Source organism: Mycobacterium sp. E3247 (assembly GCF_001667785.1).
GTDB lineage: Bacteria > Actinomycetota > Actinomycetes > Mycobacteriales > Mycobacteriaceae > Mycobacterium.
This window is the reverse complement of sequence record NZ_LZJG01000509.1, coordinates 13,445-35,301: the sequence shown is the minus strand read 5'-3', so window position 1 is coordinate 35,301 and position 21,857 is coordinate 13,445. Positions and strand designations below refer to the sequence as shown.

Sequence of the window (21,857 nt, the reverse complement as noted above, 5' to 3'; positions counted from 1 at the left end):
AGCGGCGGCCACGTGGGCCGGTACGGCACCGGCCGCGCCACCGCCGCCGCCCGGCCCCGGATTCTTCCCCCCGTACGTCGTCGGCCCCCCCGGCATCGGATCGAGGACCGGCATGGGCACCAGCGCCAGCTCCAGTGCCAGAAGGAAGGCTCCCGAGCCCGACGCCGCCGCGGCAGCTGCCGCGCCATCCGCGCGCGAGGCCGCGAAAGCGCGCCGGCGGCAGCGCCGCCGACAGCGGCAGCGCGGCTACGGCGACGAGTTCATGGACATGAACGTCGACGTCGACCCCGACTGGGGTGCTCCGCCCGGTGCCGAAACGTCGGAGTCTGCTCACGGGGCCGGAAAGCTGGGATTCTCGGGCACGACGCGCAAGGCAGCGGCCGCCGGGCCGGCCGGCTTGGCCACGCTGGACGCCGATGACTTCGGTGGTGGCCCAAAGGTTCCCATGATGCCGGGAACTTGGGACGGCGATGGTGGCCGCGACACGCGTTAGCGCGCACGGGATGGTTGCGGCGCATGCCGGCGGCCTCGCGGCCTGAAAATGGTCGGTCTCCAGTCGCCGACCGCCGGTACTGTCGATGCTGTGCGTAGCGAAGGTGATACCTGGGACATCACGACAAGTGTCGGTTCGACGGCGTTATTCGTCGCGACCGCCCGAGCGCTGGAGGCGCAGAAGTCGGACCCGCTGGCAGTCGACCCCTATGCGGAGGTGTTCTGCCGTGCCGTGGGAGGGTGGGCGGCCGACGTCTTGGACGGCAAGCTGCCCGACCACCAGCTGAAGACGCCGGACTGGGGCGCGCATTTCGTCGACTTCCAGGGCGCCCGCACCAAATACTTCGACGAATATTTCCGCCGGGCCGCCGGCGCAGGCGTGCGACAGGTGGTCATCCTGGCGGCAGGGCTGGACTCCCGCGCCTACCGTCTGGACTGGCCGGCCGGGACGACGATCTTCGAGCTGGACCAGCCGCAGGTCCTCGACTTCAAGCGTGAGGTGCTCTCCGGCCACGGCGCCCAACCGAAGGCCGAGCGTCGCGAGATCGCGGTAGACCTGCGCGACGACTGGCCGCAGTCCTTGCGCGACAGCGGCTTTGATCCCACCAAGCCATCGGCGTGGATAGCCGAAGGCCTGCTGATCTACCTGCCGGCCACCGCGCAGGAGCAGCTGTTCACCGGCATCGACAACCTCGCCGCCGCCGGCAGCCACGTCGCCGTCGAGGACGGCGCCCCGCTCGATCAGGACGACTTCGAGGAGAAACGCGAGGCGGAGCGCGCCGCGATGGCCGAGGGTGCCGAGCGGCCGTTCTATCAGCTGGTCTACAACGAGCGGATCGCGCCGGCCACCGAGTGGTTCGGCGAGCGGGGCTGGACGGCCGTCGGCACCCCGCTGGCCGACTTCCTGCGCCAGAACGGCCGGCGGGTGCCGGAAGCTGACGCCGAAGCCGCGTCGATGGTGGCGCGAAACACCCTGGTGAGCGCGGTCAAAGCCTGAGTACTCCGCTGACATACTGAGACGGTGTCGACGCTGAGGTTCGGACCCAGGCTCCGCGTCGGGTCGATGGAAGTCCTGGTGGGCATATTGCTCGCCAGCGCCTTCTCGGCGGCGATGCTGCGTAGCGCGGTCGTCAACAGCGCGGCGCTGTCGACGGCGGGCACCGTGTTCTGCGGGGTCTTCGTGCAGGCGGTCCCGTTCCTTGCGCTCGGGGTGGTGGTCAGTGGGCTGATCGCGACGTTCGTGTCTCCGGAGCGATTGGCGCGCTGGGTACCACGCCGCCCGGCGGTGGCGGTGCTGGCCGCCGGGATCGGGGGCGCAGCGCTGCCGGGTTGCGAGTGTGGCTCAGTTCCGGTGGCGCGGCGTCTGTTTGGCGAGGGCGGGGCGATCGGGGCCGCGGCGTTGACGTTCATGCTCGCCGCGCCGGCGATCAACCCGGTGGTGCTGGTGGCCACGGCCGTGGCGTTCCCGGGAGCGCCCATGATGGTCTTCGCCAGGCTGGGGGCGTCACTCCTCACCGCGGTGATCATGGGCTGGGCATGGGCACGTTGGGGCCGCCCGGAGTGGATCACCCGCCGGCTGCCCCCCTCGGCCGACGTAACGCAGTCACGCTGGGCGGTGTTCGCCGAGGCGGCGCGGCACGATTTCCTGCAGGCGGCGTCGTATCTGGTGTTGGGTGCCGCCGCGGCGGCGATGCTTCACGTGCTGGTGCCGCCGTGGGTCTTCGCCAATCTGGCGGGGGAGGTCATCCTCGGGGTCGCGGTGATGGCCGTCCTGGCGGTGGTGCTGGCGTTGTGTTCGGAGGCCGACGCGTTCGTGGCGGCCAGCATGACGATGGTGCCGCTGCTACCCCGCCTGGTGTTCTTGGTGGTGGGGCCGGCCGTCGACGTGAAACTCTTTGCCATGCAAGCGGGCATGTTCGGTCGCGCCTTCGCGGTCCGCTTCGCTCCCGCCACCTTCGTCGTTGCCACGGCCAGTGCGAGTGTGATCGGGTTCTTCCTCCTCGCTGGGGCCAAATGAGCCGCGAAACTGAGAACACCGTCCTGCTGCTGGTAGGCATCAGCATCGTCCTGATCGTCGCGTCGGGCGCGTTCACCCGCTATGTCAAGCCGGGGCTGCTGCCCTGGCTGACGGCGTCGGCGGTCCTGCTGATCGCTTTGGCGTTGGTGGCGATCATCGGCGACGTCCGCCGGAGCGGTGCTCGGCAAGATGAGGGAACCGGCGGTCACAGCCACGCGCATGCCCACCGGGCGGGCATCGTGTGGCTCCTCGTCATTCCCATCCTGCTGCTGTGTTTTGTGACGCCGCCGGCCCTGCGACCATCGGCCGCCGCACCGTCCGTTACGGCGGTGTCGAATGATGTTCTGAATCGGGCGTTCCCACCGCTGCCGCCGGGCGCCGCACCCGAGGTGTCGCTGCCGGAGGTGCTGATGCGCGAAGCGCAGGACATCACCGGGTCATTGACGAATCGGTCGATCACCGTGACGGGTTTCGTGCTCAACGAGGCGCAGGGTGTGGACCTGGGTCGCGTCGTCATCATCTGCTGTGCCGCCGACGCTCAGCTGGCCCGCATCCACCTGCGGGGTCCGGCCGCCGCTGGCGCCGCCGGGTTGCCGGACAACACGTGGCTTCGCGTGCAGGGCCAAGTGATACCCGTTGCCCGGCAACCGCATTCGGCGACCATTCCGACGCTGCAGGCCGCCGCGGTCACGCGCATCGATGCCCCGGCCAACCCTTACGCATATCCCCATTGAGGCCGCTTGGCGTGGCGGACGGGTGCTCAGTTATTTCGGCCGGCGCCGCGGACCCAGCGTTGATGCCGTGCGAGTTGTCTTGGTACCGGAGTGTTTTCCCATTGCCCGAGCTCGAGCCAATCGCGCAGGGCCGCCGCTTCGTCTTCGTCGGTGATCGGGCCGACCCAATGGGATGGTCCGCAGGCCGCCCGATCTTTCGTGCAGGGCTGCACGAGGGCCATGACGCCGCCACCGGTCGGGCGAGAGGCGCAGGTCAGTGGGCCCAGCACGCATTTTGCGGCAACGAGCATGGCGTGGGGACAGCGTCGGATGGCGGTCCGCAATTGGTCGATGATCGAGAGTTCGCGGTCGGCGGAACAACCGGCACAGACGATGACGGTGAACGGGCGGGCGGTGCCGCGGTGCGGCGAAGTCAATGTCGGGTGCCCTGTCCCGGGTAGGGCAGCAGTGCCATTTCGCGGGCGTTTTTGATGGCCGCAGCGACCTGTCGTTGTTGTCGGACGGTGAGACCGGTGACCTGGCGAGAACGGATCTTGCCCCGCTCGGAGATGAACACGCGCAGCGCGGCGGTGTCCTTGTAGTCGACGGCCTCGAGCCCGAGGCTATCGAGCAGGTTCCTCTTCTTGGCCCTGGCAACCAGTGGGGCGGCGCGGCAGCGAGGCGGAGGTTTCTTGGCCATCACCAGCTCGCTTTGCGCACGCCGGGCAGCTGCCCATTGTGGGCCAGCTCGCGGATCCGCACCCGCGACACTCCGAACTTGCGCAGGTACCCGCGCGGGCGCCCGTCGACGGCGTCGCGGTTGCGCAGCCGCACGGGGCTGGCGTCGCGCGGCTGGTGCGCCAGCTCCAGTTGCGCCGCCGCACGCTGCTCGGCCGTGCTCGACGGCGACCGGATGATGTCCTTGAGCTCGGCGCGGCGCAGGGCGTAGCGGGCCACGATCGCGCGACGGCGCTCGTTCTTGACGATCTTGGATTTCTTGGCCATCCTCAGCGCTCCTCGCGGAACTCGACGTGGCGGCGGAGCACCGGGTCGTACTTGCGCAGCACGAGGCGGTCGGGGTCGTTGCGCCGGTTCTTGCGGGTGACATAGGTGTAGCCGGTGCCCGCGGTCGAACGCAGCTTGACGACGGGGCGAATGTCGTTGCGGGCCATCAGATTCGCTGTCCTTGGGCGCGCAGACGCGCCACCACGGCGTCGATGCCGTCGCGGTCGATGACGTTGATGCCCTTGGCGCTGACCCGAAGGCGGACCCGGCGGCCCTCCGACGGCAAGTAGTAAGTCTTCAGCTGAATGTTGGGTGACCAGCGCCGACGAGTCCGGCGGTGGGAATGCGACACCGCCTTACCGAAACCGGGCACCCGGCCGGTCACTTGGCAATGGGCGGACACAGTGCAACCTCCTGAGCGCTCGACGGCTTATTGAAAATCATTTTCGACAAGCTCACCCAGGGAAGGTACCGTACGGAGAGCATTATTGAAAATGATTATCGATAAGGAGGGCGATGCGCACGCCCGTCATCCTGGTCGCCGGCCAGGAGCACACCGACCCGGTCGTCGGTGCGCTCCTGCGCGCGGCAGGAACGCTCGTCGTCGAACACCGCTTCGACGGTCACGTGGTGCGCCGGACGCTGGTGACCCTGCAGCGCGGGGCCCTGACGACGGTTGAGCATCCGCTGGAACTTGCCCGCGGGTGCGTGTCCTGCACCATCCGCAACGACCTGATGGTGTTGCTGCGTCAGCTGAGCCGCCGCGACGACGTCGACCGCATCGTGGTGCACCTGGCACCCTGGCTGGAGCCCGAACCGATCTGTGCCGCAATCGGTCACGTCGGTGTGCGCGTGGCACCGGGATACGTCGATGGGCCTGCGGCCCTGGATGTTTCGATCGCCGCGGTGGTGACGTGTGTCGATACCTCGGTATGGCTCAACCAGGCGCTCGGTGACGAGGAACTCGACGACGGCCGCACCCAGGCTCAGGTGGTCGTCGCGCAGGCGGAGTTCGCCGACGCGGTCGTGCTCAACCGCCCGGATCCCTTCGTGGCCGCGGTGCTGCGCCGGCTGGCGCCCCGCGCGCGCGTTCGGGTGGGCGCCGACGGCATCGAGATGACGCTGCGGAACCTGTATTGCGACGCGCGGCAGGGTCGAACCGACGACCCGCATGGTCCGCTGCTCCTCGGCCAGCCGCCCCTGGATTCCCGCGGCCCGATCAAGCTTGTCGAGTTCAATGCCCGACGTCCCTTCCATCCGTGGCGCCTGCACGCGTGTCTGGACCTGCTGCTCGACGGCGTGATCCGGAGCCGGGGACGGCTGTGGCTGGCCAGCCAGCCCGACGAGGCGATGTGGCTGCAGTCGGCCGGCGGTGGATTGCGGAGCGGCTCGGCCGGGAAATGGGTCGCGGCCATGACCGACGCCGAGCGGGCCGGCATCGATCCGGAACGGCACGCCTTCGCGCAATTGCGGTGGGACGACCTCTACGGAGACCGGCACACCGCCATGACCATCCTGGTGTGTGGGGCGCGGGCCACCGAGATCGCCGCCGCCCTCGACGGCGCCCTGCTTACCGACGACGAACTTCGCTCCCCGCAGGACTGGCCGCGCTACGACGACCCGTTCGGCGACTGGCATGAAGACCCGTGCGAAGCGTTGGCCGACAACACCGAAGACACCGTTGCCCAGCAGGCTCAGGACGGAGACCGCAGATGAAGCCCGGCATTCACCCCGACTACCACCCCGTCGTCTTCCAGGACGCCAACACCGGCGCGACGTTCTTGACCCGGTCAACCCTCACCAGTTCGCGCACCATCGATTGGCAGACGGCGGATGGGGTCCAGACCTACCCCCTCGTCATCGTCGAAGTCTCCTCCGACTCGCATCCGTTCTGGACCGGCGGGCGCAGGATCGTCGACACCGCCGGACAAGTCGAAAAATTCAACCGCCGTTACGGTGGACGGCACCCACGGTCTCACGCCGGGCCTGAAACCCGTTAGGCCACAAGGAAACCCCTGGTTCGGTCCGGCTTCCCTACTTGTCTGCGGCCACGCGAGGGCCGCGCGTCAACCACTTGCCCGCGCGGCTAGCGGCGACGGCTCGGCGCAGCCCGGGGCTGGCCAACCGGACGACGGCGTAGATCGCGAAGCTGATGGTGCTGATGAACACGCTCGCTTTGACGTTGGGTCGGAGCAGGCCCAGCAACAGTCCGCCGTCAGCAGCGATCAACGCGAATCCGATGGACAAGGCGATCAGCAGGGGCGTACGGGCGGTGAGCCGAGTGGCCGCGGCGGCGGGAGTGATCGCCAGGCTCAGGACCAGCAACGTTCCCACGATTTGCGCGGCTTCGGTCACGGTCAGCGCGAGCAGATAGACGAACAGCAGCCCGACCAGCCGGGTCGGAACCCCGCGCGCGAGTGCCACGTCGGGGTCGACGGAGGCGAACAGCAGCGGCCGGTACAAGAGCGTCATCGTGGCGAGCACGGCGATCGCGACGACGATCAGCAGGGCGATCTGGCCGGGGCTGACGCCGAACAGCTGACCGAACAAGATGTTGGTGGCGGCCGTGGCGAACCCGGTATACAGCGAGAGGAGATACACCCCGACGCCGAGGCCGAAGGCGAGGATCACCCCGATGGCGGAGTTCCGCTCCCGCGGGCGATCGCCCAGCAGCCCGATGGCCGTGGCCACCACCATCGATCCGAGCAGCGCCCCCAGCACGGGGTTGCCTGCGACGAGCAGGCCGGCCGCGGCGCCCGTGAACGCCAGTTCGGCCGCGCCGTGCACCGCGAAGGCGAGGTCGCGGATGATGACGAACGGGCCGATCAGTCCGGCGGTCACCGCCACCAGGGTCGCCGCGATCAGGGCGTTCTGAACGAACGTGTCGTTCAGGTAATCCGACAGAGTCACAGCGCGAGCACCGCGTCGCCGTGATGGCCGCCGACGATCCGCGCCGCCTCGGGCGCCGCGACGATCACGATCCGCCCGTGTACGCGTAGCACCTCGACGCTGGTCTGGTACAGCTCCGTGAGGGTGGAACTCGTCAGCACCTCGTCCGGCGCTCCGATCGCCCACCGGGTGCCCACCAGGTAGAGCACCCGGTCGACGACCGTGAGGATCGGATTGATCTCGTGGGTCACGAACATCACCGCGATGCCGGAGGCATGGCGCTGTCGATCGAGGCTCTGGACGACCTCCGCCTGGTATTTGATGTCCAGCGACAGCAGCGGTTCGTCGCACAACAACAGCTTGGGGTTCCCGACCAGAGCCTGGGCGATCCGCAGGCGTTGCTGCTCCCCGCCGGAAAGTCGCCCGATCGGCTCGCCGGCAAAGCGGGAAGCGCCTACCGCGTCGATCGCAGCCCCGACGCGGCGCCGGCGGGCCGGGCTGGGCAGCCCGATTCCCCAGCGGTGTCCGTCAACCCCGAGGCGCACCAGATCGCTCCCGCGGATCGGCAGGTCTCGGTCGAAGCCCTGGTGTTGCGGGATGTAGCCGATCGCGTGACTACCGCGCTTGGGTGATTCGCCGCAGACCCGGGCCGATCCCGACGACAGGGCCGTCAACCCGAGCAGCACCCTGATCAGCGATGTCTTACCGCAGCCGTTGGGGCCGAGCACGGCGAGGAACTCGCCGGGGGCCAGCGCGAGGTCGACGTTCTGCCATAGCTGCCGCGACCCGAAGCTCAGTCCGGCGCCGCGGAGTTCCACGATTGGCGGCGCGGCGAGGTGCGCGGAGGTCGTCACCGGGCTACCTGCCCAGCGCGGTGGTGAGTTCGGTGACCTGCCGCAGTTGCCAGGCCTGAAAGTTCGCGTCGGTAGCCGGCAGCGTCTCTGTCACCCCGACGACCGGTATGCCGCCGCGCTGCGCGAGGGCCTTCACCGCGTCGGTGGCGGGGCTGGTGACCTGGGCGTTGTACAGCAGGACCCTGATCGCCCTGCCTCTCACCGCGGTGTCCATCGCCGCGTTGTCGGCCGGGCTGGGGTCGTTGCCGTCCTCGATGGCTTGGGCGAAGGAGGCCGGCGTGGCCAGTTTCAACCCCGCGGCCTCCAACAGGTAAGCCGGCACGCGCTCGGTGTAGCCGACCGGCGCGCCAGGATACCTTGTCCTGATGTTCGCGATCGCGGCGTCGATGGGTGCCAGGCTATCGCTGAACGTTTTGGCGTTCGCCGTGAAGGCGGTGGCGTCGGCCGGGTCGAGCGCGCCCAGCTGGGCGGCGATCGCCGCGCTCACTTCGGGAACCTTCGCGATGTCGTACCAGATGTGCGGGTTGGCGTTGGGCCGCGACAGCTGCATCAGGTCGGCCGCGGTGAGCACCTTGCGATTCGGGTTAGGCGATGCGGACAGCAATTTGGCCATGAAATCGTCGTAGCCGAGGCCGTTGACGATGACGAGCTGCGCCTTGCTGACAGCGGCGGCGGTCCTCGCGTCGGACTCATACAGGTGCGGATCGGCATTGGGATCACTGATCACCGAGGTGACGCTCACATGATTCCCGCCGATCTGCTTGGTGATGTCGCCCCAGAAATTCTCGGCGGCCACCACGGCCAACTGCGTCGTCGGCCCCGACGACGGCGGAGAATGCGGCCCACAGCCGGCTAATGCCAAGCCGGCCGCCGACAGGAAAGCGGCGGCTCGCGCCGCGCCGCGGCGACGCTTTCGGGCAGTCACATCGGGCTCCCGGTCGGATGGCAAGTGAAACGACAATGATTTTCATTAGCATAGGTGCCGACACCGCGAGGTGGAAGCCCGAGTCGCGGCTCGGCAACCGAGTGACTGCGACCGGGCCCGGCTCGTCGATCCGACGCCTTGATGAGTTCGCCATGAGTTGACCGGGCGCCGGAACTTTCGCGCGCCGTCCTCCGACTACTACCGGGCTGATCGGTGCGCCGCCCACAGCCCGGGCGGCGTCGGTCTCGGCCCGGCGAGGAGTCCCAGGATGGCGCTACGCGCTCGTTCGACACGTCGGTCGGCCCGGTGACCGCCCCCGTGTGGATGGCGCTGCCGCCGGAGGTTCATTCGGCGCAGCTGAGCAGCGGTCCCGGGCCGGCCGGCCTGCTGGCCGCGGCGGCCTCCTGGAGCTCGCTGAGCGCGACCTACGCCTCCGCGGCTGACGAGCTGTCCGCGACCTTGGCGGCGGCGCAGGCCGGGGCGTGGGAGGGCCCCACCGCCGAGCAGTACGTGGCCGCCCACGCGCCCTACCTGGCGTGGCTGACGCGGGCCAGCGCCGACAGTGCCGCGGCCGCCGCCCGGCACGAGACCGCCGCGACGGCCTACACCGTGGCGCTGGCCGCCATGCCGACCCTGCCGGAGCTGGCCGCCAACCACGCCGTTCACGGCGCGCTGGTGGCGACCAACTTCTTCGGTATCAACACGATTCCGATCGCGGTCAACGAGGCCGACTACGCGCGCATGTGGGTCCAGGCGGCCACCACGATGTCCACGTACCAGGCGGTCTCCACGATGGCGGTGGCGTCGACGCCGCAAACCGACCCGGCTCCCACCATCGTCCAGGCCGACAGCACCGGCGAAGAGGACGACAGCGGCAACGACGACATCATCGACAACGACTCCGGCAACCCGTACCAGCTGAGCTGGTGGATCAACCGCTTCCTGGAGATTTTCCAGACCATCGGAAGGGATCTGGAGGAATTTCCCGAGAATCCGTCCGCGGCGTTGACGCAACTCCTGCACGACATCGGCCTGCTGATCGCGGACGAGTTCACCCATCTAATCGAGGTATTCCAGGCGTTCCCCCAGCTCCTGGCGGTTCCGTTTGTCGTGCCGGTCGGAGCCGCGGGAGGCCTCGCCAGCCTCACGGCGTTGGCCGCGATCCAGCCCGAGCCGGTTCCCGCCCCGGTCGCGGCCGCCGCGCCGGTATCCGAGGCCCCGAAAATGCCCGCGGTGGCCGCCGGTTCGCCGGTGGGCATCACGGCCACCGCCCCGGCGCCGTCGACCGCCACCCCGGCCCAAGCCCCCGCACCCACCTCGGTGCCGGCGACCGGAACCCCGCCACCGCCCGCCGGCATCGGGAGCGCCCCCTTCCCCTACCTGGTGGGCGGTCCGACCGTCGGGTCGGGCACGGGCATGGGCGCCGGCGCGCAACGCAAGGCGCCGGAGCCCGATTCCGCCGCGGCCGCGGCGGTGGCGGCGGCATCGGCGCGGGACCAGCGGCGGGCCCGGCGGCGCCGGCGGGCGGCGATGCAGGATCACTACCGCGGTTACGAATACGCGGACCTGGAGCCGGACACCGGCCCGGAGGCGGATGCGTTCGCAGGAGTCGCGTCATCGGTGGCTTCGGACCGGGGTGCGGGGCCATTGGGTTTCGCCGGGACCGCGAGCAAGGGCGGCACCGACGCGTCCGGACTCGCGACGCTCGCCGGCGACGATTTCGGCGGCGGCCCGTCGCTGCCCATGTTGCCGGGCAATTGGGCACCGGACTGACGAAGCCGATCGGGACCGGAACTTTCCCGGTGCGACGGACGACTACTGCCTTGTCCGGCGGTCCAAAGTGGGCACCGCCCGGATTGATAATGAAAATGATTTTCGATAAGCTCGACCGCTTAGAAGCGACTGCCAAGGGCCTGCCAACCTACTGAGACGGAGATTAAGACCGAAAATGCGGCCAATCGTCCTGGTTAGCATCCTTATCAGCGGAATCGACCGGGGTGTGGCGTGGTGACGCCGATGGCCCCCGACGCCTCGACACTTAGCTTATGCAATGCTAACTTCAGGCGGGTCAAGTTAGGGGAGGCTACACAAATGGAAAGACGTGGCCGTGGAACTCGGTGACACCGGCGTGCTGGCCGCTCAGCCCGTCAATTCCCGCGCGGAGGCCCGGGTCGACGGCGACGTCGTGAGCCGGTTCGCCACGTGCTGCCGCGCGCTCGGCCTCTCGGTGTACCAGCGGCAGCGCCCGGCCGACCTGGCCGCCGCCCGCTCCGGGTTCACGGCGCTGACCCGCATCGCCCACGACCAGTGCGACGCCTGGACCGGGCTGGCGGCCGCCGGTGACACGTCCGCGCGGGTGCTGGAGGCGGTGGCGCGGACCGCGGCGACGACCGGTGCGTTGCAGCGCAGGGTGGACCTGGCGCCCGGCGCGCTCGGCTTCCGCTACGACACCGGCCTTTATTTGCAGTTCCGCGCCGCCACCCCCGACGAGTTCCACCTCGCCTACGCGGCGGCCCTCGGGACCGCCGGACGGTTCGCCGACGCCGACCGGATCGTCACCGGCCTGACCGCGCGCCGCCCGAACTGGCACGAAGCCCGCTGGGTCGCCGTCGTCGTCCATTACCGCGCCGAGCGGTGGTCGGACGTCGTCAAGCTCCTCACACCGGTCGTCAACGACGCCGGCCTCGACGAAGCCTTCGCCCACGCGGCCAGGATCGCGCTGGGCACCGCCCTCGCGCGGCTGGGCATGTTCGCCCCGGCGCTGTCCTATCTCGAGGAACCCGACGGTCCCGTCGCGGTGGCGGCGGTCGACGGGGCGCTGGCCAAGGCGCTGGTGCTGCGCGCGCACGTCGACGAGGACTCGGCGAGTGAGGTGCTGCAGGACCTGTATGCGGCCCATCCGGAAAACGAACAGATCGAACAGGCCTTGTCCGACACCAGCTTCGGGATCGTGACCACCAACGCGGCCCGGATCGATGCGCGCACCGATCCCTGGGATCCGGAGACCGAGCCCAGCGCCGAGGACTTCGTCGACCCCGCGGCCCACGAACGCAAGTCCGTGCTGCTGCACGAGGCCGAACTCCAGCTCGCCGAGTTCATCGGCCTGGACGAGGTCAAGAACCAGGTGTCGCGGCTGAAGAGCTCGGTGGCCATGGAACTCGTGCGCAAGCAGCGGGGGCTGGCCGTCGCGCAGCGCGCCCATCACCTCGTCTTCGCCGGACCGCCCGGCACCGGCAAGACCACCATCGCCCGCGTGGTCGCGAAGATCTATTGCGGGCTGGGGCTTTTGAAGCGGGAGAACATCCGGGAAGTGCACCGCGCCGACCTGATCGGCCAGCACATCGGCGAGACCGAGGCCAAGACCAACGCGATCATCGACAGCGCACTGGACGGGGTGCTGTTCCTCGACGAGGCCTACGCCCTGGTGGCCACCGGCGCCAAGAACGACTTCGGGCTGGTGGCGATCGACACCCTGCTGGCGCGGATGGAGAACGACCGCGACCGGCTGGTGGTCATCATCGCCGGCTACCGCGCCGACCTGGACAAATTCCTGGACACCAACGAGGGCCTGCGGTCCCGGTTCACGCGCAACATCGACTTCCCTTCCTACGCACCCCCGGAGCTCGTCGAGATCGCGACCAAGATGGCCGAGCAGCGCGACAGCGTCTTCGAGCCGGCCGCGCTCGACCACATGGAGGCGTTGTTCACCAAGCTGGCCACCGAATCGACGCCGGACGCCAACGGCATCTCCCGGCGCAACCTGGACATCGCCGGCAACGGTCGGTTCGTCCGCAACATCGTCGAACGCTCCGAGGAAGAACGCGAATTCCGGCTCGACCATTCGGATCACGCCGGGACCGGGGAATTCAGTGACGAGGAGCTGATGACGATCACCGACCAAGACGTCGAGAACTCGGTGGAGCCGTTGCTGCGTGGCCTCGGGCTGTCGGTGCCGGCATGACATCGAACAACGAGTCCGGCGAGTGGGACGGCGCACGGCGTTCGTTCGCCTCACGCACCCCGGTCAACGACAACCCCGACAAGGTCGAGTTCCGCCGCGGTTTCGTCACCCGCCACCAGGTCAGCGGCTGGCGGTTCGTGATGCGGCGCATCGCCTCCGGCATCGCCCTGCACGACACCCGGATGCTCGTCGACCCGCTGCGCACCCAGTCGCGCGCCGTGCTGATGGGTGTGGTCCTGCTGGCCACCGCGCTCGCGGGCTGCTTCGTGTTCTCGCTGATCCGGCCCAACGGGACGGCGGGAACCAACGCCGTGCTCGCCGACCGGTCGACGGCCGCCCTCTACGTCCGGGTGGGCGACCAGCTGCATCCGGTGCTCAACCTGACCTCGGCCCGGCTGATCGTCGGGAAGCCGGTCAACCCCGTGACCGTGAAAAGCGCTGAACTGGACCGATTTCCGCGCGGCAACCTGATCGGCATCCCGGGCGCTCCGGAGCGCATGGTGCAGAACACCACGCGCGATGCGGACTGGACGGTGTGCGACGGGATCGCCGGGACCGCGCGCGCCGTGCACAGCACCGGTGTCACGGTGATCGCCGGCCGGCCCGACAGCAGCGGCGCTCGGGCGGCCAAGCTCGACGCCGGACAGGCCGTGCTGGTGGACTCCCCCAACGAGAAGGGCAACAGCACCTGGCTGCTCTGGGACGGCAGGCGCAGCCAGCTCAACCTGGCCGACCACGCCGTCACGAACGCGCTCGGTTTGGGGCTCAACAACTCCGACATCCCCGCGCCGCGGCCGATCGCGCTCGGGTTGTTCAACGCGATCCCCGAGGCGCCGGCGCTGACGGCGCCCGCCATCCCGAATGCCGGTGCCCCGGCCGGCTTCGGCGCGCCGGCACCGATCGGTGCGGTCGTGGTGTCCTTCAACTTGGAAGCGCTGGAACAGAACTCGGCGGGCGGGGCCCGCTACTACGCGGTGCTACCGGACGGCCTGCAGCCCATCTCCCCGGTGCTCGCGGCGATCCTGCGCAACACCAACTCCTACGGCCTGGACCAACCGCCGCGGTTGGGCGCCGACGCGGTGGCCAAGCTGCCGGTGTCGCGGATGCTGGACACCTCGCGCTATCCCGACCGGCAGGTCACCCTCGTTGACGCGGCCAAAGACCCTGTCACGTGCGCCTATTGGACCAAGCCGGCCGGCGCCGCCAGCAGCTCGCTGAGTCTGTTGGCCGGCTCGGCGCTGCCCGTGCCCGAATCGATCCGCACCGTCGACCTGGTCGGGGGCACCTCCCCGCAAAATGGATTGGTGGCCGCCCGGGTAGCCCTGGCCCCGGGCACCGGTTACTTCGCCCAGACCGTCACCGGGGGTGCCGGCGCGCCCGGCACCGGGTCGTTGTTCTGGGTGTCGGACACCGGGGTGCGCTACGGCATCGACAACGAGGCGGAGAGCGCGGCCGCCGGGCGCGGCAAAACCGTTGAGGCCCTTGGCCTGAGCGAACCAGCGGTGCCCGTGCCGTGGTCGGTGCTGGCGCTGTTCGCCGGCGGTCCGACGCTGTCGCGCGCCGACGCGCTGTTGGCGCACGACGGGCTGGCGCCCGACACCAAGCCCGGCCGCGTGGCATCAGTAGAGGGAGCGCCCCGATGAGCCGACTCATCTTCGAAGCCCGCCGCCGGCTGGCGCCGCCGGTCACCCGCAAGGGCACCATCAACATCGAGGCGCCGCCCGAGCTGCCGCGGGTGATCCCGCCGTCGTTCCTGCGCCGGGCGATGCCCTACGTGCTGGTGATCCTGATCGTCGGCATGGTCGTGGCGCTGTTCGCCACCGGGATGCGGCTGATCTCCCCGCAGACGCTGTTCTTCCCGTTCGTGCTGCTGCTGGCGGCCACCGCGATGTATCGCGGCAACGACAACAAGACCCGCACCGAAGAGGTCGACGCCGAACGCGCCGACTACCTGCGCTACCTGTCGGTGGTCCGCGACAACATCCGCACCCAGGCCGCCCAGCAGCGGGCCGCCGCCGAGTGGTCGCACCCCGAGCCGACGGTGTTGGCGAGCGTGCCCGGGTCGCGCCGGCAGTGGGAGCGCGACCCGCACGACCCCGACTTCCTGGTGCTGCGGGCCGGCCGCCACCAGGTCCCCCTGGCCACCGCGCTGCGGGTCAACGACACCGCCGACGAGATCGACCTGGAACCGGTGTCGCACAGCGCATTACGCGGCCTGCTCGACACCCACCGCATCGTGCGCGACGTGCCCACCGGGATCGACCTGACCAAGGTCTCGCGGATCACCGTGTTGGGTGAGGAGGACGACGCGCGGGCGGCGATGCGCGCCTGGATCGCCCAGGCGGTGACGTGGCACGACCCGACGGTGCTGGGCGTGGCGCTGGTCGCCCGCGACCTGGAGGGCCCCGACTGGTCCTGGCTGAAATGGCTTCCGCACACCGACGTTCCGGGAGAGCTCGACGGCGTGGGGCCGGCCCGCCTGCTGACCACCAACCCCGACGAGCTGGTCCTGCTGCTCGGCCCCGCGTTCGTCGACCGCCCCGCGTTCACCGGCGGACCCGCCGACGCGCTGCGGCACCTGCTGATCGTCGTCGACGACCCCGACTTCGACCTGGACACCTCGACGCTGGCGCTGGGCCGGGCGGGCGTCACCGTCCTGCATCGCGGCACCACACCGCCGCACCGCGAGCAGTATTCGGATCCGGAGAGGCCGATCCTGCGCGTCGAGCGCGGCGCCATCGCGCGGTGGCAGACCGGCGGGTGGCAACCCTACATCGACGACGCCGACGGCCTCGGCGCCGACGAGGCCGCCCATCTGGCGCGCCAGCTGTCGCGTTGGGATTCCAACCCGACCCACACCGGGCTGCGCTCGGCGGCCACCCGCGGCGCCACTTTCACCACGCTGCTGGGCATCGAAGACGCCTCGCGGCTGGACGTGCCCACCCTGTGGGCGCCGCGCCGCCGCGAGGACGAGTTGCGCGTTCCCATCGGCGTCACGGCGACGGGCGAGCCGCTGTACTTCGACCTCAAGGACGAAGCCGAGGGTGGGATGGGGCCGCACGGCCTGATGATCGGCATGACGGGTTCCGGCAAGTCCCAGACTCTGATGTCGATCCTGTTGTCGCTGTTGACAACCCATTCGGCGGACCGGCTGATCGTCATCTACGCCGACTTCAAGGGTGAGGCAGGGGCCGACAGCTTCCGGCATTTCCCGCAGGTCGTCGCGGTGATCTCCAACATGGCCGAGAAGAAGTCGCTGGCCGACCGGTTCGCCGACACGCTGCGCGGCGAGGTGGCCCGCCGGGAGACGCTGCTGCGCGAGGCCGGGCGCCGCGTGCAGGGCAGCGCGTTCAACTCGGTGGTCGAGTACGAGGGTGCGATCGCGGCGGGGCACGACCTGCCGCCCATTCCGACGCTGTTCGTGGTCGCCGACGAGTTCACCCTGATGCTGGCCGACCACCCGGAATACGCCGAGCTGTTCGATTACGTTGCGCGCAAGGGCCGCTCGTTCCGCATCCACATCCTGTTCGCGTCGCAGACCCTGGATGTGGGCAAGATCAAGGACATCGACAAGAACACCTCCTACCGCATCGGGTTGAAGGTGGCCAGTCCCAGCGTGTCCCGCCAGATCATCGGCGTGGAAGACGCCTACCACATCGAATCGGGCAAGGAACACAAGGGCTTGGGCTTCCTGGTGCCCGCCCCGGGCGCGGCCCCGATCAAATTCCGCAGCACCTACGTCGACGGCATCTACGAGCCGCCGCAGCGGGCCAAATCCTTTGTGGTGCACGCCGCCCCGGAGCCCAAGCTGTTCACTGCCGGGCGGGTGGAGCCGGAGCAGGACACCGTCATCCCGGTGGCCGGGGACGAGGAACTCACGGGGCCCCCGCGCAAGCTCATCGCCACCATCGGCGACCAGCTCGCGCAGTACGGGCCGAAGGCGCCGCAGCTGTGGCTGCCGCCGCTGGACGAGCCGATCCCGCTGACCGCGGTGCTCGCGCGGGCCGGGGTGCCGCAGCGGCAGTGGCAGTGGCCGCTCGGCGAGATCGACAAACCCTTCGAGATGCGCCGCGACCCGCTGGTGTTCGACGCCACCTCGGCGGCCGGCAACGTGGTGATCCACGGCGGCCCCAAGTCCGGGAAATCGACCGCGCTGCAGACGTTCATCCTGTCGGCGGCCAGCCTGCACTCGCCCCGCGACGTCACGTTCTACTGCCTGGACTACGGCGGCGGCAAGCTACGGGCGCTGGAAGACCTGGCGCACGTCGGCAGCGTCGCCTCCGCGCTGGAACCCGAACGCATCCGGCGCACCTTCGGCGAGCTGGAGCAGCTGCTGCTGTCGAGGCAGCGGCGCGAGGTGTTCCGCGACGCCCGCGGCGCGGCCCCCGACGACGGGTACGGCGAGGTGTTCCTGGTCATCGACAACCTCTACGCGTTCGGCCGCGACAACACCGACCAGTTCAACACCCGAAACCCGTTGCTGACCAAGGTAACCGAGTTGGTCAACGTCGGGCTCGCCTACGGCATCCACGTCGTGATCACCACCCCGAGCTGGCTCGAGGTGCCGCTGGCCATGCGCGACGGCCTCGGGCTGCGCCTCGAGCTCAAGCTGCACGACCCGCGGGACAGCAACGTGCGGGTCGTCGGCGCGCTGCGGCGCCCCGCCGAGGCCGTACCGCACGACCAGCCGGGCCGCGGGCTGACCATGGCGGCCGAGCACTTCCTGTTCGCCGCCCCGGAGCTGGACCAGATCGGTGCGCTCAACGCCCGCTACCCCGGCATGGCCGCGCCGCCGGTGCGGCTGCTGCCGGCCAACCTCGCCCCCGAGGTCCTCGGCGCGCTCTATCGCGGCCCGGAGCAGGTGGTCATCGGCCAGCGCGAGGAGGACCTCGCGCCCGTCGTGGTCAACTTCGCCGACGAGCCGCTGCTGATGGTCTTCGGCGACAGCAAGTCGGGGAAAACCACCTTGCTGCGCCACATCATTCGCACCATCCGCGAGAACTCCACGCCCGACCGGGTGGCGTTCACCGTGCTGGATCGGCGGCTGCACCTGGTCGACGAGCCGTTGTTCGCCGACAACGAATACACGGCCAACGTCGACCGCGTCATCCCGGCGATGCTGGGCCTGGCCAACCTCATCGAGTCGCGGCGTCCGCCGGCCGGCCTGACACCCGGCGAGCTGGCCCGCTGGACGTACGCGGGGCACACCCACTACCTGGTCATCGACGACGTCGACCAGATACCGGACTCCCCGACGATGAGCGGCCCGTACATCGGGCAGCGGCCGTGGACCCCGCTGATCGGAATCCTCTCGCAGGCAGCCGATTTGGGGCTGAGGGTGATCGTGACGGCGCGCGCCACCGGATCCGGTCACGCGCTGATGACCAACCCGTTGCTGCGCCGCTTGAACGACTTGCAGGCGACCACGCTGATGCTCGCGGGTAACCCGCAGGACAGCGGCAAGATCCGCGGCCAGCGGTTCGGCCGGCTGCCGGCCGGGCGGGCGATCTTGTTGGGCGACAGCGACGCTCCGACCTATGTGCAATTGGTCAACCCGTTGGTGGGTGAGGCCGCGATGTCCGGTGAAACGCAACAGTAAGGGGAGAGTCATGACGTTGCGAGTGGTTCCCGAGGGTCTGGCCGCGACCAGCGCCGCGGTGGAGGCGCTGACGGCGCGGCTGGCGGCCGCGCACGCGGCGGCCGCCCCGGCCATCACCGCGGTGGTTCCGCCCGCGGTGGATCCGGTGTCGCTGCAGACGGCGCTCGGGTTCAGCGCCCAGGGCCAGGAGCACGCCGCCGTCGCCGCCCAGGGGGTCGAGGAGCTCGGCCGCGCCGGGGTGGGCGTCGGCGAAGCCGGCGCCAGCTACCTCGCCGGAGACGCCTCGGCCGCCGCGACGTACGGGTTCTCGGGCGCCTGAGAAATGACGTCCCCCGTCGCGCCCGTCTGGATGGCCTCGCCGCCCGAGGTGCATTCGACGCTGCTCAGCGCCGGTCCGGGACCGGGGCCGCTGCTGGCGGCCGCCGGCGCGTGGTCCGCGCTGAGCGCCGAATACGCCACGGCGGCAGCCGAACTCACCGGTGTGCTGGGGGAGACGCAGGCGGCTGCCTGGGAAGGGCCCACCGCCGAGCAGTATGCGGCCGCGCACGGGCCCTACCTGGCGTGGCTGCAGCAGGCCAGTGCCGACAGCGCGGGCGTGGCCGCGCAGCACGAGGTCGCGGCGGCGGCCTACACCGCCGCCCTGGCGGCCATGCCGACGCTGGGGGAGCTGGCCGCCAACCATGCCGTACACGGGGTGCTGGTGGCGACGAACTTCTTTGGCATCAACACCATCCCGATCGCGCTCAACGAGGCCGACTACGCGCGGATGTGGTTGCAGGCCGCCACCGTGATGGGCGCCTACCAGGCCACCTCGGGTGCGGCGCTGGCCTCCGCGCCGCGCAGCGCCCCGGCGCCCTCCATCGTGCGGCCGGGCGCTGAGGTGAACAACGCCGCGCAGAGCCCGTCCGATCCCGGGAACGCGATCTCGGACTTCTTCCAGCAGCTGTCCAAGTTCCTGCAGGACTTCTTCCAGAACATTCAGCAGATGCTGCAGAACTTCTTCTCGAACCTGCCCGCGCTGCTGGCCGCCAACGGCCCGCTGCTGTTCTTCGTCGCCTACCAGGTGTTCTTCAACGCCGTCGGCTGGCCGACCTGGGGCGCGATCCTGACCGCGCCCTTCCTCATTCCGCTGCTGCTCGGCATCGGCCTGAGCTCGTTGTTCAGCGCGTCGGCCGAGATCGCGCCGGTCGCGGCCGGGGCCGCGGCGACGCCGCTCGTCACCTCGACCAGGCCGGCGTCGCTGCTGCCGGCGGGCGCGCTGGCGCCCACCGTCGCGACTCCCGCGGCGACCCCGGCCACTTCGGTCGCCGCGGGTTCCGGAGCGGCCCCCGCGCCGGCGCCGGCGCCCGCGCCGACCACTTCGGCCTACCTGGTCGCCTACGGCGGTGACCCGGAGACCGGTGTCGGCCCGACGCTGGGCGGCCGCGGCGGCGCCAAGGCGCCTGCGGCGACGATCCCGGCGGCCGGCGCCGCGGCAGCCAGCCGGGCCGAGGCGCGGGCGCGGCGGCGCAAGCGGGCCGCGATGCGCGACCACGCCGACGAATTCGCGGACATGGACGCCGATTTCGGCGTTCCCCCCGTCTACGGCGACGAGGAGCGGCCGGCCGGCGCGGTCGCGTCCGGGGCCGGGGCCGGGGTCCTGGGCTTCGCCGGCACCGCGCGCAAAGAGCACGCCTTCCGGGCGGCCGGACTGACCAAGCTCACCGACGGCGAGTTCGGCGGCGGCCCGAGGATGCCGATGACGCCCGGCACCTGGGACCACGACGCCGACCAAGACCCCGCGGTCCCGACGGAGCCGAGGGAAGGGGGGTAAGGCAGTCAGCACGATGCCCGGCAGTCAGCGAAACCCCAAGAGACCGAACAGAAAGGACGCACCATGAGCATGTTGGACGCTCACATTCCACAGTTGGTGGCCGCACAGTCGGCGTTCGGCGCCAAGGCGGCGCTGATGCGCAGCACCATCAGCCAGGCCGAGCAGGAAGCCATGTCGGCGCAGGCGTTCCACCAGGGTGAGGCCTCGGCCGCATTCCAGGCCGCGCACGCCCGCTTCGTCGAGGCCGCAGCGCGGGTCAACACCCTGCTCGACATCGCACAGGCCAACCTCGGCGACGCCGCCGGCACCTACGTCGCCGCCGACGCGGCCGCCGCGTCCGGTTACACCGCCTTCTGACCGCGCCCCGCTAGCCGCCACCAACCGCGAAAGGACTTGTCATGTCCCAGATCATGTACAACTACCCGGCGATGTTGAGCCACGCCGCCGATATGTCGGGCTACGCCGGCACGCTGCAGGGCCTCGGTTCCGACATCGCCAGCGAGCAGGCGACGCTGTCCAACGCCTGGCAGGGCGACACCGGGATGACCTACCAGGCGTGGCAGGCCCAGTGGAACCAGGCGATGGAGAGTCTGGTGCGCGCCTACCAGGCGATGGCCAGCACCCACGAGGCCAACACCATGTCCATGCTCGCGCGGGACCAGGCCGAAGCCGCCAAGTGGGGCGGCTAATCCCGGTGCGATGATCGCTGAGCCCAACGCCGTCGAGCTGACGGTCGATCACGCGTGGTTCATCGCGGAAACCATTGGGGCGGGCAGCTTCCCATGGGTTCTGGCGATCACCTCGCCCTACACCGACGCCGCCCAGCGACGGGCGTTCCTCGAGCGCCAGCGCGACGAGCTGACCCGGATGGGTCTGGTGTCCGAGGGCGGAGCCGTCAACCCGGCGGTCGCCGACTGGATCAGGGTGGTGTGCTTTCCGGACCACTGGCTCGACCTGCGTTACGTGGGCCCCGCCAAGGATGGCGGCGCCGGGGAGCTGCTGCGCGGCATCGTGGCGCGGCGCTCCGCCGCCACCGCGAAGACGATCGTGGCGTTGCGCAGCGCGCAGCTGATCACGTTCACCGCCATGGACATCGACGATCCGCGCGCGCTGGTCCCCGTCCTCGGCGTCGGTCTGGCACAGCGACCACCGGCTCGATTCGACGAGTTCAGCATGCCGGCGCGGGTCGGCGCCCGGGCCGACGAGCGGCTGCGTTCGGGCGCCTCGCTCACCGAAATCGTTGACTACCTGGGCATCCCGCAATCCGCGCGGCCGGTGGTGGAGTCGGTGTTCACCGGCCCGCGCAGCTACGTCGAAATCGTCGCCGGCTGCCGCCGCGACGGCCGGCAGTCCACCACCGAGGTGGGGATGAGCATCGTCGACGCGGCGGCCGGACGGGTGCTGGTGAGCCCGTCGCGCGCCTTCGACGGCGAGTGGGTCTCGACCTTCACGCCCGGCACGCCCTTCGCGATCGCCGTCGCGATCGAACAGCTGACCGCGCTACTGCCGGAGTCCGGCTGGTTCCCCGGCCAGCGGTTGGCCCGAGACTTCACCCCCCAACACGCCTAGGCCCACCCAACAGAGAAGAG

Annotated in this window: 21 protein-coding genes and 1 pseudogene; 15 read left to right on the top strand and 7 right to left on the bottom strand. The window is 70.1% G+C overall.

The annotated features are described in order from the left end of the window. The 4 genes and pseudogenes from A9X04_RS31165 to A9X04_RS25790 all read left to right on the top strand — a co-directional run. Window positions 1–493: pseudogene (locus tag A9X04_RS31165) on the top strand (hypothetical protein); the annotation flags it as partial. A gap of 90 nt (window positions 494–583) precedes the next feature. Further along, window positions 584–1,489, top strand: coding sequence for a class I SAM-dependent methyltransferase (locus A9X04_RS25800; protein ID WP_067926942.1), 906 nt, complete (start codon window positions 584–586; stop codon window positions 1,487–1,489). Between the two features lie 66 nt (window positions 1,490–1,555). Then, the gene (locus A9X04_RS25795; protein WP_197509397.1) at window positions 1,556–2,509 is read left to right on the top strand and encodes a permease; all 954 of its coding nucleotides are present in this window, start codon (window positions 1,556–1,558) and stop codon (window positions 2,507–2,509) included. After that, window positions 2,506–3,243, top strand: a complete 738-nt coding sequence (locus A9X04_RS25790) for a TIGR03943 family protein (RefSeq protein WP_067926937.1) — start codon at window positions 2,506–2,508, stop codon at window positions 3,241–3,243. Before A9X04_RS25795 ends, A9X04_RS25790 begins: the two co-directional genes overlap by 4 nt. A gap of 412 nt (window positions 3,244–3,655) precedes the next feature. On the opposite strand, the gene rpsR is transcribed toward A9X04_RS25790, so the two are convergent. The 4 genes from rpsR to rpmB are packed head-to-tail and all read right to left on the bottom strand — an operon-like array spanning window position 3,656 to window position 4,630. Beyond that, window positions 3,656–3,922 carry a 30S ribosomal protein S18 gene (gene rpsR, locus A9X04_RS25780; protein ID WP_067926925.1) on the bottom strand — a complete coding sequence of 89 codons (267 nt, stop codon included), beginning with the start codon at window positions 3,920–3,922 and terminating at the stop codon, window positions 3,656–3,658. Beyond that, window positions 3,922–4,227 carry a 30S ribosomal protein S14 gene (gene rpsN, locus A9X04_RS25775; RefSeq protein ID WP_067926922.1) on the bottom strand — a complete coding sequence of 102 codons (306 nt, stop codon included), beginning with the start codon at window positions 4,225–4,227 and terminating at the stop codon, window positions 3,922–3,924. Before rpsN ends, rpsR begins: the two co-directional genes overlap by 1 nt. Before the next feature lie 2 nt (window positions 4,228–4,229). After that, window positions 4,230–4,394 (bottom strand): 50S ribosomal protein L33, encoded by a 165-nt coding sequence (gene rpmG / locus A9X04_RS25770; RefSeq protein WP_067926919.1) that lies wholly within the window; start codon window positions 4,392–4,394, stop codon window positions 4,230–4,232. After that, entirely contained in the window at window positions 4,394–4,630 is a 237-nt protein-coding gene (gene rpmB / locus A9X04_RS25765; protein ID WP_067926916.1) for a 50S ribosomal protein L28, read from the bottom strand. Before rpmB ends, rpmG begins: the two co-directional genes overlap by 1 nt. Window positions 4,631–4,743: 113 nt before the next feature. On the opposite strand from rpmB, the gene mrf reads away from it, so the two are divergent. Continuing rightward, complete coding sequence (mrf, locus tag A9X04_RS25760) at window positions 4,744–5,943, top strand: ribosome hibernation factor-recruiting GTPase MRF (RefSeq protein ID WP_067926913.1); 1,200 nt, start codon at window positions 4,744–4,746, stop codon at window positions 5,941–5,943. Further along, a complete protein-coding gene (locus A9X04_RS25755) occupies window positions 5,940–6,227 on the top strand; it encodes a type B 50S ribosomal protein L31 (RefSeq protein WP_067926911.1) in 288 nt (95 codons plus the stop codon). Before mrf ends, A9X04_RS25755 begins: the two co-directional genes overlap by 4 nt. Before the next feature lie 34 nt (window positions 6,228–6,261). On the opposite strand, the gene A9X04_RS25750 is transcribed toward A9X04_RS25755, so the two are convergent. Genes A9X04_RS25750 through A9X04_RS25740 form a run of 3 tightly spaced genes read right to left on the bottom strand, consistent with a single transcriptional unit; the run spans window position 6,262 to window position 8,895 of the window. Then, the gene (locus A9X04_RS25750) at window positions 6,262–7,137 is read right to left on the bottom strand and encodes a metal ABC transporter permease (protein ID WP_067926908.1); all 876 of its coding nucleotides are present in this window, start codon (window positions 7,135–7,137) and stop codon (window positions 6,262–6,264) included. Further along, a complete protein-coding gene (locus A9X04_RS25745; RefSeq protein ID WP_067926905.1) occupies window positions 7,134–7,970 on the bottom strand; it encodes a metal ABC transporter ATP-binding protein in 837 nt (278 codons plus the stop codon). The genes A9X04_RS25750 and A9X04_RS25745 overlap by 4 nt, the downstream gene beginning before the upstream one ends. A gap of 4 nt (window positions 7,971–7,974) precedes the next feature. Next, complete coding sequence (locus A9X04_RS25740; protein ID WP_231985821.1) at window positions 7,975–8,895, bottom strand: metal ABC transporter solute-binding protein, Zn/Mn family; 921 nt, start codon at window positions 8,893–8,895, stop codon at window positions 7,975–7,977. Between the two features lie 306 nt (window positions 8,896–9,201). Between A9X04_RS25740 and A9X04_RS25735 the strand changes: the two genes are divergently transcribed. The 9 genes from A9X04_RS25735 (at window position 9,202) to A9X04_RS25695 (ending at window position 21,837) form a co-directional block, all read left to right on the top strand. Further along, window positions 9,202–10,668 carry a PPE family protein gene (locus A9X04_RS25735; protein ID WP_067926902.1) on the top strand — a complete coding sequence of 489 codons (1,467 nt, stop codon included), beginning with the start codon at window positions 9,202–9,204 and terminating at the stop codon, window positions 10,666–10,668. A 334-nt stretch (window positions 10,669–11,002) separates the two neighbouring features. Further along, window positions 11,003–12,856 carry a type VII secretion AAA-ATPase EccA gene (eccA, locus tag A9X04_RS25730; RefSeq protein ID WP_067926947.1) on the top strand — a complete coding sequence of 618 codons (1,854 nt, stop codon included), beginning with the start codon at window positions 11,003–11,005 and terminating at the stop codon, window positions 12,854–12,856. Then, the gene (gene eccB, locus A9X04_RS25725) at window positions 12,853–14,499 is read left to right on the top strand and encodes a type VII secretion protein EccB (protein WP_067926900.1); all 1,647 of its coding nucleotides are present in this window, start codon (window positions 12,853–12,855) and stop codon (window positions 14,497–14,499) included. Before eccA ends, eccB begins: the two co-directional genes overlap by 4 nt. Further along, window positions 14,496–18,455, top strand: a complete 3,960-nt coding sequence (gene eccCa / locus A9X04_RS25720; RefSeq protein ID WP_067926897.1) for a type VII secretion protein EccCa — start codon at window positions 14,496–14,498, stop codon at window positions 18,453–18,455. Before eccB ends, eccCa begins: the two co-directional genes overlap by 4 nt. Before the next feature lie 10 nt (window positions 18,456–18,465). Continuing rightward, window positions 18,466–18,774 carry a PE family protein gene (locus tag A9X04_RS25715; protein WP_067926896.1) on the top strand — a complete coding sequence of 103 codons (309 nt, stop codon included), beginning with the start codon at window positions 18,466–18,468 and terminating at the stop codon, window positions 18,772–18,774. A 3-nt stretch (window positions 18,775–18,777) separates the two neighbouring features. Next, on the top strand, window positions 18,778–20,268 hold the full coding sequence (locus A9X04_RS25710) for a PPE family protein (protein WP_067926895.1): 1,491 nt from the start codon (window positions 18,778–18,780) through the stop codon (window positions 20,266–20,268). Between the two features lie 63 nt (window positions 20,269–20,331). After that, the gene (gene esxG / locus A9X04_RS25705; RefSeq protein WP_067926893.1) at window positions 20,332–20,625 is read left to right on the top strand and encodes a type VII secretion system protein EsxG; all 294 of its coding nucleotides are present in this window, start codon (window positions 20,332–20,334) and stop codon (window positions 20,623–20,625) included. Between the two features lie 41 nt (window positions 20,626–20,666). Next, complete coding sequence (locus tag A9X04_RS25700; RefSeq protein WP_007172528.1) at window positions 20,667–20,957, top strand: WXG100 family type VII secretion target; 291 nt, start codon at window positions 20,667–20,669, stop codon at window positions 20,955–20,957. Between the two features lie 10 nt (window positions 20,958–20,967). Then, window positions 20,968–21,837 carry an ESX secretion-associated protein EspG gene (locus A9X04_RS25695; RefSeq protein ID WP_067926891.1) on the top strand — a complete coding sequence of 290 codons (870 nt, stop codon included), beginning with the start codon at window positions 20,968–20,970 and terminating at the stop codon, window positions 21,835–21,837. The last annotated feature ends 20 nt before the right edge of the window (window positions 21,838–21,857 follow it).

Excerpts from the sequence above, each read along its gene's own strand:
- A9X04_RS25795 (WP_197509397.1), top strand. The coding sequence starts at position 1,556 with ATGGAAGTCCTGGTGGGCATATTGCTCGCCAGCGCCTTCTCGGCGGCG.
- A9X04_RS25790 (WP_067926937.1), top strand. The coding sequence starts at position 2,506 with ATGAGCCGCGAAACTGAGAACACCGTCCTGCTGCTGGTAGGCATCAGC.
- rpsR (WP_067926925.1), bottom strand. The coding sequence starts at position 3,922 with ATGGCCAAGAAACCTCCGCCTCGCTGCCGCGCCGCCCCACTGGTTGCC.
- rpsN (WP_067926922.1), bottom strand. The coding sequence starts at position 4,227 with ATGGCCAAGAAATCCAAGATCGTCAAGAACGAGCGCCGTCGCGCGATC.
- rpmG (WP_067926919.1), bottom strand. The coding sequence starts at position 4,394 with ATGGCCCGCAACGACATTCGCCCCGTCGTCAAGCTGCGTTCGACCGCG.
- mrf (WP_067926913.1), top strand. The coding sequence starts at position 4,744 with ATGCGCACGCCCGTCATCCTGGTCGCCGGCCAGGAGCACACCGACCCG.
- A9X04_RS25755 (WP_067926911.1), top strand. The coding sequence starts at position 5,940 with ATGAAGCCCGGCATTCACCCCGACTACCACCCCGTCGTCTTCCAGGAC.
- eccB (WP_067926900.1), top strand. The coding sequence starts at position 12,853 with ATGACATCGAACAACGAGTCCGGCGAGTGGGACGGCGCACGGCGTTCG.
- eccCa (WP_067926897.1), top strand. The coding sequence starts at position 14,496 with ATGAGCCGACTCATCTTCGAAGCCCGCCGCCGGCTGGCGCCGCCGGTC.
- A9X04_RS25715 (WP_067926896.1), top strand. The coding sequence starts at position 18,466 with ATGACGTTGCGAGTGGTTCCCGAGGGTCTGGCCGCGACCAGCGCCGCG.
- A9X04_RS25710 (WP_067926895.1), top strand. The coding sequence starts at position 18,778 with ATGACGTCCCCCGTCGCGCCCGTCTGGATGGCCTCGCCGCCCGAGGTG.
- esxG (WP_067926893.1), top strand. The coding sequence starts at position 20,332 with ATGAGCATGTTGGACGCTCACATTCCACAGTTGGTGGCCGCACAGTCG.
- A9X04_RS25700 (WP_007172528.1), top strand. The coding sequence starts at position 20,667 with ATGTCCCAGATCATGTACAACTACCCGGCGATGTTGAGCCACGCCGCC.
- A9X04_RS25695 (WP_067926891.1), top strand. The coding sequence starts at position 20,968 with ATGATCGCTGAGCCCAACGCCGTCGAGCTGACGGTCGATCACGCGTGG.